This window comes from Bacillus sp. MMSF_3353 (assembly GCF_030733445.1).
In the GTDB taxonomy this organism is placed as follows: domain Bacteria; phylum Bacillota; class Bacilli; order Bacillales; family Bacillaceae_G; genus Bacillus_A; species Bacillus_A wiedmannii.
In genome coordinates this window covers 235,400-248,194 of the sequence record NZ_JASHJA010000002.1, presented here as the reverse complement: position 1 = coordinate 248,194, position 12,795 = coordinate 235,400, and the positions used below count along the sequence as shown (strand labels likewise).

General features: G+C 35.8%; 12 protein-coding genes. 9 read left to right on the top strand and 3 right to left on the bottom strand.

Annotated elements, in window-relative coordinates:
- Window positions 1-17 precede the first annotated feature (17 nt).
- On the bottom strand, window positions 18-1,091 hold the full coding sequence (locus tag RBB48_RS06560) for a glycosyltransferase family 4 protein (RefSeq protein WP_000378314.1): 1,074 nt from the start codon (window positions 1,089-1,091) through the stop codon (window positions 18-20).
- A gap of 587 nt (window positions 1,092-1,678) precedes the next feature.
- On the opposite strand from RBB48_RS06560, the gene RBB48_RS06555 reads away from it, so the two are divergent.
- Complete coding sequence (locus RBB48_RS06555; RefSeq protein WP_097889561.1) at window positions 1,679-3,049, top strand: UDP-glucose dehydrogenase family protein; 1,371 nt, start codon at window positions 1,679-1,681, stop codon at window positions 3,047-3,049.
- Window positions 3,050-3,123: 74 nt separating this feature from the next.
- Window positions 3,124-4,239 carry a non-hydrolyzing UDP-N-acetylglucosamine 2-epimerase gene (wecB, locus tag RBB48_RS06550; RefSeq protein WP_000140139.1) on the top strand — a complete coding sequence of 372 codons (1,116 nt, stop codon included), beginning with the start codon at window positions 3,124-3,126 and terminating at the stop codon, window positions 4,237-4,239.
- Between the two features lie 40 nt (window positions 4,240-4,279).
- On the opposite strand, the gene RBB48_RS06545 is transcribed toward wecB, so the two are convergent.
- Entirely contained in the window at window positions 4,280-5,413 is a 1,134-nt protein-coding gene (locus RBB48_RS06545) for an LCP family protein (RefSeq protein WP_088608298.1), read from the bottom strand.
- 74 nt (window positions 5,414-5,487) lie between these two features.
- The gene (locus RBB48_RS06540) at window positions 5,488-6,123 is read right to left on the bottom strand and encodes a YigZ family protein (RefSeq protein ID WP_000926678.1); all 636 of its coding nucleotides are present in this window, start codon (window positions 6,121-6,123) and stop codon (window positions 5,488-5,490) included.
- A gap of 239 nt (window positions 6,124-6,362) precedes the next feature.
- On the opposite strand from RBB48_RS06540, the gene RBB48_RS06535 reads away from it, so the two are divergent.
- The 7 genes from RBB48_RS06535 (at window position 6,363) to hpf (ending at window position 12,629) form a co-directional block, all read left to right on the top strand.
- The gene (locus RBB48_RS06535; RefSeq protein ID WP_088608299.1) at window positions 6,363-7,205 is read left to right on the top strand and encodes a DegV family protein; all 843 of its coding nucleotides are present in this window, start codon (window positions 6,363-6,365) and stop codon (window positions 7,203-7,205) included.
- A gap of 172 nt (window positions 7,206-7,377) precedes the next feature.
- Window positions 7,378-7,692, top strand: a complete 315-nt coding sequence (locus RBB48_RS06530; protein WP_088608300.1) for a winged helix-turn-helix transcriptional regulator — start codon at window positions 7,378-7,380, stop codon at window positions 7,690-7,692.
- A gap of 252 nt (window positions 7,693-7,944) precedes the next feature.
- Window positions 7,945-9,261 (top strand): C40 family peptidase, encoded by a 1,317-nt coding sequence (locus RBB48_RS06525; RefSeq protein ID WP_088608301.1) that lies wholly within the window; start codon window positions 7,945-7,947, stop codon window positions 9,259-9,261.
- Window positions 9,262-9,388: 127 nt separating this feature from the next.
- Window positions 9,389-10,738: an ATP-dependent helicase ComFA gene (comFA, locus tag RBB48_RS06520; protein WP_097908207.1), complete on the top strand. Its 1,350-nt coding sequence runs from the start codon at window positions 9,389-9,391 to the stop codon at window positions 10,736-10,738.
- The gene (locus tag RBB48_RS06515; protein WP_097889564.1) at window positions 10,738-11,442 is read left to right on the top strand and encodes a ComF family protein; all 705 of its coding nucleotides are present in this window, start codon (window positions 10,738-10,740) and stop codon (window positions 11,440-11,442) included. The genes comFA and RBB48_RS06515 overlap by 1 nt, the downstream gene beginning before the upstream one ends.
- A 126-nt stretch (window positions 11,443-11,568) precedes the next feature.
- On the top strand, window positions 11,569-11,766 hold the full coding sequence (cspC, locus tag RBB48_RS06510) for a cold shock protein CspC (protein ID WP_001990088.1): 198 nt from the start codon (window positions 11,569-11,571) through the stop codon (window positions 11,764-11,766).
- A 320-nt stretch (window positions 11,767-12,086) separates the two neighbouring features.
- Window positions 12,087-12,629: a ribosome hibernation-promoting factor, HPF/YfiA family gene (gene hpf, locus RBB48_RS06505; RefSeq protein ID WP_000671189.1), complete on the top strand. Its 543-nt coding sequence runs from the start codon at window positions 12,087-12,089 to the stop codon at window positions 12,627-12,629.
- Window positions 12,630-12,795 lie beyond the last annotated feature (166 nt).

Genomic DNA, 12,795 nt, shown 5'->3' with positions numbered 1-12,795 from the left:
TAAAGGCTATACTACAATTAGTCTTCGCGTTTTTTCACTTTTTTATAAAAGGAAATAAGTGGTTTGTAACGTTCATGTACAAGCCCAATTACTTCAGCAATGATTTCTGTAAAGAAGATTAAAACGAAAAGAAGAATAATGGATAACCATAATGTCGCACTAGAGAAAATGATTGCATTTACACTAAAGAAAATACCGAATGCGTATATAATTAGTACCGTTTTACGATGAGAGAAGCCCATTGCAAGTAAACGGTGATGTAAATGCGATTTATCTGGTGCTGAAATAGGTTTTTTATTTACGATACGACGGATAATTGCAAATGTCGTATCAAATACAGGTACGCCTAAAATGATAACTGGAACGATAAAGCTGAATAACGTTACACTTTTGTATAATCCAAGTAACGATATAACAGAAATACAGTATCCTAAAAATAGTGCGCCTGTATCTCCCATGAAAATTTTTGCTGGATGGAAGTTGTAGAATAAAAATCCAATTGTACTTGCTAATGTAATTAATGCTAGTGGTAAGATAATAGCGGCTCCAGTGCCCCATGGGCTAGTGAAGGCCATATATGCTAGCGTTGCAAGTACGATAGATGAAATACCAGCAGATAACCCATCTAAGCCATCAATTAAGTTGATTGCATTTGTAATACCTACAATCCAAAATACTGTAATTGGATAAGCAAGCCATCCAAGTTCAGTATCCCCGAGGATTGGGATATATAATACTTGCACTAATAATCCACTTTTTACAATCATCATGGCAACTAGTAGTTGTCCACCGAATTTTACCTTCGCAGATAACTCGTACATATCATCTAAAATACCGATGATTACAATGATAATCGCACCTAGCGTTATCGATAACATTCTTTGTTCGTATAAGCCGCCGACAACAAATCCTACAGCTACACCAATAAATATCGCTAACCCGCCAAGACGAGGCATAATCTTTTGGTGTACTTTACGAGCGTTTGGCTTATCTGTTGCTCCTATTTTAAAAGCTAACTTAATAACTAAAGGAGTAACGACGAGTACAGTGATGAAAGATGCCAAGATGGCATAAATCACTTGTGAGTCCATTAATACCCCACCCTTTTATAGTCTAACGTAATTTTTTTTAATATATTTATCTGAAAATTATGATGTTTATTTACAGGCTCATAACATATGGTATCACAAAAAGATTAGAATTCAATCTTTTTTTCTTTGTGTGGTAAATGGAAGCGGATAGAATATATGACAATTGTATACAGAATGTTGAATCATTTGAGAAGGTTAATTGTATTGGACTTTAGAATATGACATTTTCTCTTTTTTCGATAATGAATATTTTTATTTCAGTATTATAAGTGTTACACCTAGAAATGAGTAAGTTCCGTGTTAAAATGTGGGAATTTATCCGCATGAACGGGCAGTAAGGTTCGCACCTCAAAATTCAGTTGGAGAAAAGAAGTTAGGTGGGGATCTTAATTCCTGTAAAAGCCTGATTGGTTTAACTAATAATTAGCCGGGGATGGATGCCCCTTACTGAATAAAGTTTCATTTTATATTCTTACATGTAATTTTACAAAAACTTAAAAAAGAATGGAAAAAGTAATTCATATAATAAAGAAGTAAAAGAGTTTTCTCATTTTTAATGTGAGAGGGGGAAGCACAGGGAGAATTCTATGTATTCGTATATTTTCTATTGTATATTCCTGTGCGAAAAGGAAATGAAAATTACGATAATAGGTACCGGATACGTTGGATTAATTACAGGAGTAGGATTGGCAATGTTAGGCCATTCAGTCACATGTTTTGATATAAATGATGAGAAAATTGAACGGATAAAGCAAGGAGATCTGCCTATTTATGAAGCGGGTTTATATGAATTAATAAATGATGCATGTGAGAATGACTGTTTAACTTTTACAACAAATAGAGTAAAAGCATTTTACGATGCAGAATTTATATTTATTGCAGTTGGAACGCCATCTTTATTAGATGGGACAGCGGATTTAACATATATTCGAAGTGCTTGTGACGATATTGGAACATATGCGACGAATGACATTATTGTCGTTACGAAAAGTACGGTTCCTGTAGGTACAAATGATGTTATGAGGGGATGGATTGAGGAGAAATTACAAAATAGATATGAATTACATATCGTATCGAATCCTGAATTTTTACGGGAAGGTTCAGGGATTTACGATTTTTTTCAGGGAGATCGTATTGTAATTGGAGCAGATAATGAGGAAGCGGCACGAAAAGTGGAGAATTTGTATAGTGAATTACGCTTAAAAACGTATGTTACAAATATAAAAAGTGCAGAGATGATTAAATATGCATCGAATGCTTTTTTAGCGACAAAAATTAGTTTTATCAATGAAATTTCAAATATATGTGAGAAGGTAGGAGCCAATGTATTAGACGTTGCACAAGGGATGGGAATGGATAAGAGAATTGGGGCGTCTTTTTTAAATGCTGGCATTGGTTATGGGGGTTCGTGTTTTCCGAAAGATACGAAAGCCCTTGTGCAAATTGCAGGGAATGTGGCGCATGATTTTCGCTTGTTAAAAGCAGTCATTGAAGTGAATAATAAACAACAGTTGTTATTGATTGAGAAAGCGAAGAAAGTATTAAATATGAACAAGAAGCGGATTGCGGTGCTGGGAGCGGCATTTAAACCGAATACTGATGATATAAGAGACGCACCGTCCCTTATTATGATACAAGAATTAATTCATATAGGTGCGGATGTAGTTCTATATGACCCAAAAGCGATTCCAAATATGAAAAATATCTTTGGAGAGACTATACAATATAGCGAATGTATAGATGAATCGATTAGAGGAGCGAGTGCGGCTTTTATCATGACAGAATGGGAGGCTATCCGAGCTTATCCGTTAGAAAGGTACGCACAACTTATGAGAGAACCTATTTTATTAGATGGAAGAAATTGTTATACTATTGAGGATGTCAAGAAGCAAGAGATAGATTATTATTCGGTTGGAAGAGAAAGTATTTGTAAGAGGGAATTTTCCGTTATTCGTTAAAAAGGCATGTATTCATGTATATTCTTATATGTCATAATAGAAGTTGTAACTAGTGAAAGAAAAGAGGCAATGAAATGACTGAACGTTTAAAAGTAATGACAATTTTCGGGACACGTCCAGAAGCAATTAAAATGGCACCTCTTGTGTTAGAGTTGCAAAAACATCCAGAAAAAATTGAGTCGATTGTGACTGTAACAGCGCAACATCGTCAAATGTTAGACCAAGTATTAAGTATCTTTGGAATTACGCCAGATTTCGATTTGAATATTATGAAAGACCGCCAAACTTTAATTGATATTACAACGCGTGGTTTAGAAGGTTTGGATAAAGTAATGAAAGAAGCAAAGCCGGATATTGTACTTGTACATGGTGATACAACGACAACATTTATTGCGAGTTTAGCTGCTTTCTACAATCAAATTCCAGTAGGGCATGTTGAAGCAGGACTTCGTACATGGGATAAATATTCTCCATACCCAGAAGAGATGAATCGCCAATTAACAGGCGTCATGGCAGATCTTCATTTCTCACCTACAACAAAATCAGCAACGAACTTACAGAAAGAAAATAAAGATGAGTCACGCATTTTCATAACAGGGAATACAGCGATTGACGCACTAAAAACGACTGTAAAAGAAACATATAGTCATCCTGTACTAGAGAAACTTGGAAACGATCGTCTTGTACTTATGACAGCTCACCGCCGTGAAAACTTAGGAGAGCCAATGCGTAATATGTTCCGTGCAATTAAACGTCTTGTTGATAAGCATGAAGACGTACAAGTTGTGTATCCGGTTCATATGAACCCAGTTGTTCGTGAGACAGCGAATGATATTTTAGGCGATCATAGCCGAATTCATTTAATTGAGCCGCTAGATGTAATTGATTTCCACAATGTTGCAGCTCGTTCATACTTAATGTTAACTGATTCTGGTGGTGTACAAGAGGAAGCGCCGTCACTTGGTGTACCGGTTCTTGTTCTTCGTGATACAACAGAGCGCCCAGAAGGTATTGAAGCAGGTACATTGAAATTAGCAGGAACAGACGAAGAGACAATCTTTGGTCTTGCTGATGAGTTGTTATCAGATAAAGAAGCTCATGATAAGATGTCAAAAGCATCTAATCCTTACGGTGATGGCCGTGCATCAGAGCGCATTGTAGAAGCAATTTTACAACACTTTAATAAGTAAATAAAAAAGAGCCAAATCATATGCGATTTGGCTCTTTTTGTTATTGCTGATTTCTCATAATCCACTCTGCATGAGCATTCGTAGAAGGAGGTGGTTCAGTTGGTGCTTTGTTCTGATTCTGATTCGTTTCTTTCTTTGCCTTTTCGTCAGAGTTAGAATTTGAAGAATGGTTTGATTCGGTTTTTGTAGTTGGATTTTCTTGAGTGTTTGCTGTTTCTCCTAATTCTTTTTTAATTTCGTTACGTACTGTCTCTACACCGATTGGATCTGGAAGGAAGTAATAAATACCACCTATTTTTTTGTCTTCTCCTTCAAGTTTGAACGTTTGCATTGTAGAAGGATCAAATCCAGATAGTTTATTGTAAAGAGCCAGTCCGTCTGAAATAGGAATGTCAGTTTTTATATATTTTCCAACGACTGCTGTTAAATCTTTAATTTTAAATACGGTAGAGGCTGAATTTAGTTTTTGAGCAACAGCGGCTAGTAATTGTCTTTGTCTAGCGGCCCGACCATAATCGCCGTTTGGATCCTGCTTTCGCATACGTACGTATGCGAGTGCTTCTTCCCCATTTAAGTCTTGTTGTCCTTGCTTAAATTCGATTTTTTTGTAGTAATCCACGTCTGAACGCTCCCAAAAATCGAATGGGACATCAACAGTAACACCGCCAACAGCATCAACAATTCCTTTAAAGCCTTGGAAATCAATTTTAATATAATGGTCTACAGGAACTTTTAGAAAACCTTCGACAGTTTTGATTGCCATTTCTTCTCCGCCGTAAGCGTGCGCAGCGTTAATTTTGTCCTCTTTGTTCTTACCAACAATTGGAACGCGACTATCACGAGGGATACTCATAAGCGAAATCTTTTTAGTTTTAGGATTGACGGTCGCAAACATTAATGAATCTGTACGACCGTTTTGACCGTCCGTTGCATAATCTTCTATACCCATAATGAGGAGTGTAAAAGGCTCCTTTGTAATTTCTACATCTTCGGTTCTCAAGTCCGATTTTTGACGAGTAAAACCACTATACATCCCCATGAGAGAAGAGTAGGAATTTAATATATAAAGTCCTACACCACCAAATAAAAATACGAAAATAAGGAAGTAGAAAAACTTTCTTCTTCGTTTCTTTTTTATTCTGCTATTTTGGAGATGATAATAACGTTCTTCCATATATAATCTCCTTAGTTCATTTGTAGGAAAGTAATTCACTACATTAATCTTTAAAGGTGAGGATGTAGTTATTCTTAGATAACATCTTGTTCTAAGTACAACATATCTCCTTCTGTAATTGTACATTTCCCATTTGTTAACTCAATCATCCAATCTGTGAATGCTTGTTTTCCGTCTTCTTCTACATACGTATCAAATGTGACATTTTCGAGATAATGTATATCTTTAATGGCATATTTCGAATTACGTAATTCATTTTCAATTTTGCCAAGTAATGTGTAATCAATTTCGGTCTGCATAACACGCATTAGTTTTCGCTGAACAACACCGACATGATTAATGCCTTCGCTTGTACATTTTCCATATGCGCGAATTAATCCACCTGCGCCAAGTTTGATGCCACCAAAATAGCGTGTAACGACAACGACGGTATCTTTTAAACCGCGTTTTTTTAGTACCTCTAACATAGGTACGCCAGCTGTACCGCTAGGTTCTCCGTCATCATTTGCTTTTTGGATTTGATCTTGTTCGCCAATCAAATACGCAGAACAATTATGTGTGGCATTCCAATTTTGTTTTTTTATTTTTTGTATAAATTCTTGAGCTTCTGCTTCGGTTGTAGCTCTGCTAACATAACAAATAAATCTTGATTTTTGAATGACAATTTCGTGCTCACCGTAGTCTTTGATTGTTAAATATTGTAATAACACTCGTATACGCCCCTATCTACCAAAATGACTAGTACTTTACATTTTAAAAGCGAGCGTTTTTATATTCAAACATTTTTTATAAATAAGTTAAAATTTTTGGTGAGTATTTCAACTTTTTGTTGTAATTTGTCGAGATGGTAAGTATTATTTCAAATCGGCATTTTTATGTATGGATGCACCATTTTTAGTTTTCGTGTAAACTTAGGGAATAAAAACTTTTTTATAAGGCAGGTACGCAAATGAAAACAGCTATTGTTACTGATAGTACAGCATATATACCGAAGCATATTCGTGATGAACTCAATATATATATGATTCCATTAAACGTTGTGTTTGGAACGGAATCTTATCAAGAAGAAGCTGAAATTTCAGTAGATGATTTCTATGTAAAAGTACGTGAGCAAGAAGAACTTCCGAAAACTTCTCAGCCAGCAATCGGAAAGTTTGTTGAGTTATTTGAAGAACTATCTAAGGATTATGATGCGGTTATTAGCATTCATCTTTCAAGTGGGATTAGTGGTACATATCAAACGGCAACGACAGCCGGGCAAATGGTAGAGGGTATTGATGTATATACGTACGACTCTGAAATTAGTTGTGAAGTACAAGGATTCTATGTACGTGAAGGTGCAAAGCTAGCAAGCGAAGGAAAAAATCCGAAAGAGATCGTTGCCCGTTTTGATGAAATGAAGAAAACGATGGACGCTTATTTTGTAGTGGATGATTTACATCATTTACAACGTGGAGGACGATTAAATAGTGCACAAGCTTTCATTGGTAGTTTGTTACAAGTGAAGCCAGTTTTATATTTTAGAGATAAAATCATTATTCCATTTGAAAAGATTCGTACACGTAAAAAAGCGTTAAAACGAATTGTTGAAATTTTTGATGAGCAAGCAAGTCAAGGTGTACCTATGGAAGCAGTTATCATTCATGCACAACGTGAAGAGGAAGCGAATGAATGGAAGGCAGAATTAGAAGCAAAATATCCCCATGTTACAATCCGCACAGGTTATTTCGGTGCTGTAATTGGTACGCATTTAGGTGAAGGTGCACTAGGTCTTGGATGGTATACGAAGTAATAAGATATAAAAAGCTCTCTTTTTGAAGAGGGTTTTTTTACGGATATTTTACGTGTAGTTGACAAGTTAATATTTGGAAATTATAAAATGTGCGTAAAATAAAATAATGAGGAAAGTTTTATAACTTACTTTTTACAAGAAACTATATTATAATAGAAGAGAGGTGAAACATATGGAGCATAATTCTTGTTTATGTCCAAAGTTTGAGTCAGCTTTTACTTTGCTTAGTAAAAAATGGACTGGCTTAATTATTAAATCTTTGCTTGAAGAGTCAAAACGTTTTAGAGAAATCGCAGATATTATACCGAATATGAGCGATCGTATGTTATCAGAGCGTTTAAAGGAATTGGAAAGCGAAGGCATTGTAGTTCGTAATGTTTATCCGGAAGTACCAGTTCGAATCGAGTACGGCTTAACTGAAAAAGGGAAAGCATTAGAAAGTGTTATGGATGAAGTCCAAAAGTGGGCTGAGCAATGGATGAAATAACGTTTTGATTTCATTCGTATTAGTGTATTTAACAAAACGTAAGGGAAACCTTGCGTTTTTTCTTTGCTTATAAAAAGCTTTTAAAATTCTACACATATATACAAAAATATGCATATTTTGCGATAGAGTTACATATAATATTACATTTGTTTTACAATAGCGTAACATTAGCAAAAAAAATCCCGAATTATGGTATAAATTTTATAGGTTATATACGGAAAAAAGACAAAAGAAAGCGGTGTAAAAAATAAAATGAAAAAGCTAAAAATGGCATCTTGCGCATTAGTTGCAGGGTTAATGTTTTCAGGACTAACACCAAATGTATTTGCAGAAGATAAAATTTCTGACGTGAAATCACAAATTAATACACAAAATGACACTTTACATAAACAACAACAAGAACGTGATGTATTACAAAAACAAATGAATGACTTAAACAAAACAATTCAAGGTTTGGATAAATCTGTTCAAGAGAATGCTTCAAAACTTGATGAAACAACGAAAAAAGTTGCGGATACTGAGCAATTAATCGAAAATAAAAATAAAGATATTGCAGAACTACAAACGAAAATTGCAAAACGTGAAGAGTTATTAAGAAAACGTTTAGTTGCACTTCAAGAACAACCAAATACGAACGTTGTAACAGAAGTTCTTGTAAACTCTAAAAACGTTGCAGATTTAGTTGATCGTTTAACTTCTGTTTCTAAAATTCTTGAGTCTGACGAAGATATCATGAAAACACAACAAGAAGATCAAGCGAACGTGAAAAAAGATGTTGAAACGGTAAAAACAAAGCAAAAAGAATTAAAAGAAGCACAAGCTCAAATTGAAACTGCTAAGAAAGAACTTGACGCTGAAAAAGCGAAAAAATCAACAGCAGTAAATGATTTAAGCGGTAAAATGGATACAGTTGTAACTTCAATGACAAGTACGGAAAGTCAATTGAAAGATCTTGAAAAACAAGCACTACAATTACAACGTATTGCTGAACAAGAAGCACAAGAAAAAGCTGCACAAGAAGCTGCTGCTCAAAAACAAGCAGAACAAGCTGCTAAAGATGCGCAAGCGCCTACAGCACAAGCACCAGCAGAGCAAGCTGCACCTGCAGCACCAGCAAACAATGGTGGACAAGCTCAAAAAGAAGAGCCTAAAAAGGAAGAACCTAAAAAAGAAGCACCTAAAAAAGAAGAGAAAAAAGCAGAACCAACACCAGGCCCAGCTCCAGCTCCTGGCGTAATTGGTAAAGCACAACAATACTTAGGTATGCCATATGTTTGGGGAAGTGCATCTCCATCAAACGGTGGTTTTGACTGTAGTGGATTTATTTCTTACGTCTTCGGTGTAGGACGTCAAGATGTTAATGGTTACTGGAATTCAGTTTCTAAAGTAAGTAGCCCACAACCTGGAGATTTAGTATTCTTCCAAGGTACTTATAAACCAGGTCCATCTCACATCGGTATTTACGTTGGTAATGGCCAAATGATTCATGCTGGTGATAAAGGGATTGCTTACGCTAGCTTAAGCAGTAGCTACAACCAAAAACATTTCTTAGGATACGGTAGATTCTAGGATTTATAAACGAATAAAACATGTGTATAAAGTCGATAGCTTACTATTTTATAAGTAGGTTATCGGCTTTTTTGATTTTTTACGAGATTATGAGAAGGGTTTATAGTAGTGATGGAGGTGGTTGCTGATGTTAACAGGGAAACAGTTACTATTAGAGGAACTCTCTTCAGATTTACGGGGTACATTACAAGATTTGAAAAAGAAGAGAGAGGCCGTATGTGTACAAGGTGTAATAAAGAAGGCTTCTAAATATATGTGTCAGCGCTGCGGAAATATAGAGCAGCGGCTATTTGCATCATTTTTATGTAAAAGGTGCAGTAAAGTATGTACGTATTGCCGAAAGTGTATAACGATGGGGAGAGTTAGTGAATGTGCTGTACTTGTTCGTGGGATCGCTGAAAGAAAAGGAGAAAAAGGCTTAAATTCTTTACAGTGGAACGGGACCTTGTCTACTGGTCAGGATTTGGCAGCGCAAGGTGTTATAGAAGCTATTAAGAAGAAAGACTCTTTTTTTATTTGGGCTGTGTGCGGGGCTGGAAAAACTGAAATGCTATTTTACGGTATGGAAGAGGCATTGCGAAAAGGAGAAAGGGTTTGTATCGCAACGCCAAGAACAGACGTTGTACTAGAATTAGCGCCGAGATTACAAAAAGTGTTTCCAAATGTAAATGTAGCGTCCTTATACGGAGGAAGTGAAGATAGGGAAAAAGATGCAGCGTTAGTCGTTGCAACGACTCATCAATTGTTACGTTACTATAGAGCGTTTCATGTCATGATTGTAGATGAGATCGATGCCTTCCCGTATCATGCGGATCAAATGTTGCAGTATGCAGTGCAACAAGCGATGAAAGAGAAAGCAGCGCGTATTTATTTAACTGCAACTCCAGATGAAAAGTGGAAGCGTAATTTCAGAAGTGGTAAACAAAAAGGTATCATTGTCTCTGGACGATACCATCGTCATCCGTTACCAGTTCCTCTATTTTGCTGGTGCGGAAATTGGAAGAAAAGTCTCCACCATAAAAGAATTCCTCGATTGTTACTACAATGGTTAAAAATGTACGTAAGCAAAAAGTATCCCATTTTTTTATTTGTTCCTCATGTGCGATATATAGAAGAATTGAGCCTGATATTGAAAACGTTGGATCCTAGAATCGATGGTGTACATGCAGAAGATCCGATGAGAAAAGAAAAAGTAGCAGCTTTCAGAAAGGGAGAAATTCCGTTATTAGTTACAACGACAATTTTAGAGAGAGGAGTAACTGTGAAGAATTTACAAGTAGCGGTGTTAGGGGCGGAAGAAGAAATCTTTTCAGAAAGTGCGCTTGTACAAATTGCAGGCCGAGCAGGTCGTAGTTTTGAAGAACCTTATGGCGAGGTCGTTTATTTTCATTGCGGTAAGACAGAGGCGATGGTACGCGCGAAAAGGCATATTCAAAGTATGAACAAAAAGGCGAAAGAACAAGGATTAATCGATTAATGCATTGTCTACTTTGCGATGAGTATATGTTGGAAACAGTTAGTTGGTACACCTTCTTTGTAAAGTCTCACAAAAAATATATATGTGATAGGTGTGAGCGGAAACTTTCCTATATTATAGGAGAGATTTGCATGGAGTGTGGGCGACTTTTAGAGGACTTGACTTCCGAATATAAAGAAAATGATATTTGTGTGGATTGCATAAGGTGGATAAAAGAGGAGAAGTATCGTCCTTTTAAAAATCGTTCTTTGCACGTGTACGATGATGAGATGAAAGAAATATTAGCACAGTTTAAGTTTCGGGGAGATGCGGAGTTAGTTCATATTTTTTATCGATCCTTTCGGGAGCTGTTTCAAAAGCATTTTACGAGCGTTTCAAGTGTTATTGCTGTTCCGCTTAGTAGGGAACGGGAATATGAACGTGGTTTTAATCAGGCAGAGTTATTAGCAGCATGTTTACCTGTCAAAATTTCTTATCCCTCATTAAGAAGAAGGGAAACAGAAAAGCAAAGTAAGAAGACACGTAAAGAAAGGCTTTCGGGAAGTAATCCTTTTTATTTTCAGGGAGAAGATATGTTTCATGATCAACATATTTTACTCGTTGATGATGTATATACGACAGGAATTACAGTTAGACAAATTGGAAGTCTTTTATACGATAGAGGAGCAAGGGAAGTTTCTAGTTTGACGCTTTGTAGAAGTTGATCTGTAACTGTCGAAAGGGATAATAAAAAGACGATAAGTCTTCTTTGACTTCGTAAGTTGTCATTCGTTATAGTCAAAGTATGGGGCGAATGCCCTGATTTTTAGAGTGAAGGGAATGGAATGAACATGCAAGGAAGAGTGAAATGGTTCAATGCAGAAAAGGGATTTGGGTTTATTGAGCGTGAAGATGGTGATGATGTGTTTGTTCATTTTTCTGCTATTCAACAAGATGGATATAAGTCATTAGAAGAAGGACAACAAGTTGAGTTTGACATTGTAGATGGAGCACGTGGACCACAAGCAGCTAATGTTGTAAAACTGTAGGAATATTGTTTTTGGGAAGAGAGAGCTGCGTTTGTGGCAACGTTATATATATGGTAGAACCTCTTGTTTTTTGCAAGGGGTTTTTGTTATGAATCAAGTTGTCAAAAAGTTGTTTCTTTTCTGTAACGAATTGTCCACAGTTATATTCGTTATTCACGATGTTAATAGGATAAAATAAAGATAGAAACGATGCATCTTTTCATTTCAACAAAAAACGATAAAAAAATCGCAATTCCACTAATTTTTTTAAAAAAGTTAGAAGGAGTTTTTAAGCCAATGTCGAAATTATAGTACATAGGCTTGAAAGGAGGAATTCATCTATGAAATTCAACATTCGTGGTGAAAATATTGAAGTAACTCCAGCATTAAAGGAATATGTAGAGAAAAAACTAAGTAAGTTAGAGCGTTATTTTGATACATTCCCAGAGATTAAAGTTAATTTAAAAGTATACTCTGACAAGCAACGTGTCGAGGTAACAATTCCATTTACTGATTTATTACTTCGTGCAGAAGAAACTAATAGCGATATGTACGCTGCTATCGATTTAGTAGTTGATAAACTTGAGCGACAAATTCGTAAACATAAAACAAAGGTAAATCGTAAGTTACGTGAGAAAGGTTCTATGAAAACGAACTTTATCCTTCCAGAAGCAGTAGCTGTTCTGGATGCGGTAGAAGAGGATGAATTAGAACTTGTACGTACAAAACGATTTGATTTAAAACCGATGGACGTTGAAGAAGCGATCCTACAAATGGATATGCTAGGACATAATTTCTTCGTCTTCACAAATGCTGATACAAATGAAACTAATGTTGTATACGGCCGTAAAGATGGGAAATATGGTTTAATCGAAACTAAATAATAATTCAAAAGCGCAGCCGAAATGGCTGCGCTTTTTTTGCTGAAAATAGATTTCTTTTAAAAGTTTTCTTAATTTAGAACGAGACATTCGGCCGATTGTTGTCATAGTTATAAGACAAGTGTTACAATTATCATTAGGTATATACATTTTAGTTTTTTTAATTAGG

Excerpts from the sequence above, each read along its gene's own strand:
- RBB48_RS06545 (WP_088608298.1), bottom strand. The coding sequence starts at position 5,413 with ATGGAAGAACGTTATTATCATCTCCAAAATAGCAGAATAAAAAAGAAA.
- cspC (WP_001990088.1), top strand. The coding sequence starts at position 11,569 with ATGCAAGGAAGAGTGAAATGGTTCAATGCAGAAAAGGGATTTGGGTTT.
- RBB48_RS06515 (WP_097889564.1), top strand. The coding sequence starts at position 10,738 with ATGCATTGTCTACTTTGCGATGAGTATATGTTGGAAACAGTTAGTTGG.
- RBB48_RS06560 (WP_000378314.1), bottom strand. The coding sequence starts at position 1,091 with ATGGACTCACAAGTGATTTATGCCATCTTGGCATCTTTCATCACTGTA.
- RBB48_RS06555 (WP_097889561.1), top strand. The coding sequence starts at position 1,679 with ATGTATTCGTATATTTTCTATTGTATATTCCTGTGCGAAAAGGAAATG.
- RBB48_RS06525 (WP_088608301.1), top strand. The coding sequence starts at position 7,945 with ATGAAAAAGCTAAAAATGGCATCTTGCGCATTAGTTGCAGGGTTAATG.
- RBB48_RS06530 (WP_088608300.1), top strand. The coding sequence starts at position 7,378 with ATGGAGCATAATTCTTGTTTATGTCCAAAGTTTGAGTCAGCTTTTACT.
- comFA (WP_097908207.1), top strand. The coding sequence starts at position 9,389 with ATGTTAACAGGGAAACAGTTACTATTAGAGGAACTCTCTTCAGATTTA.
- RBB48_RS06535 (WP_088608299.1), top strand. The coding sequence starts at position 6,363 with ATGAAAACAGCTATTGTTACTGATAGTACAGCATATATACCGAAGCAT.
- wecB (WP_000140139.1), top strand. The coding sequence starts at position 3,124 with ATGACTGAACGTTTAAAAGTAATGACAATTTTCGGGACACGTCCAGAA.
- hpf (WP_000671189.1), top strand. The coding sequence starts at position 12,087 with ATGAAATTCAACATTCGTGGTGAAAATATTGAAGTAACTCCAGCATTA.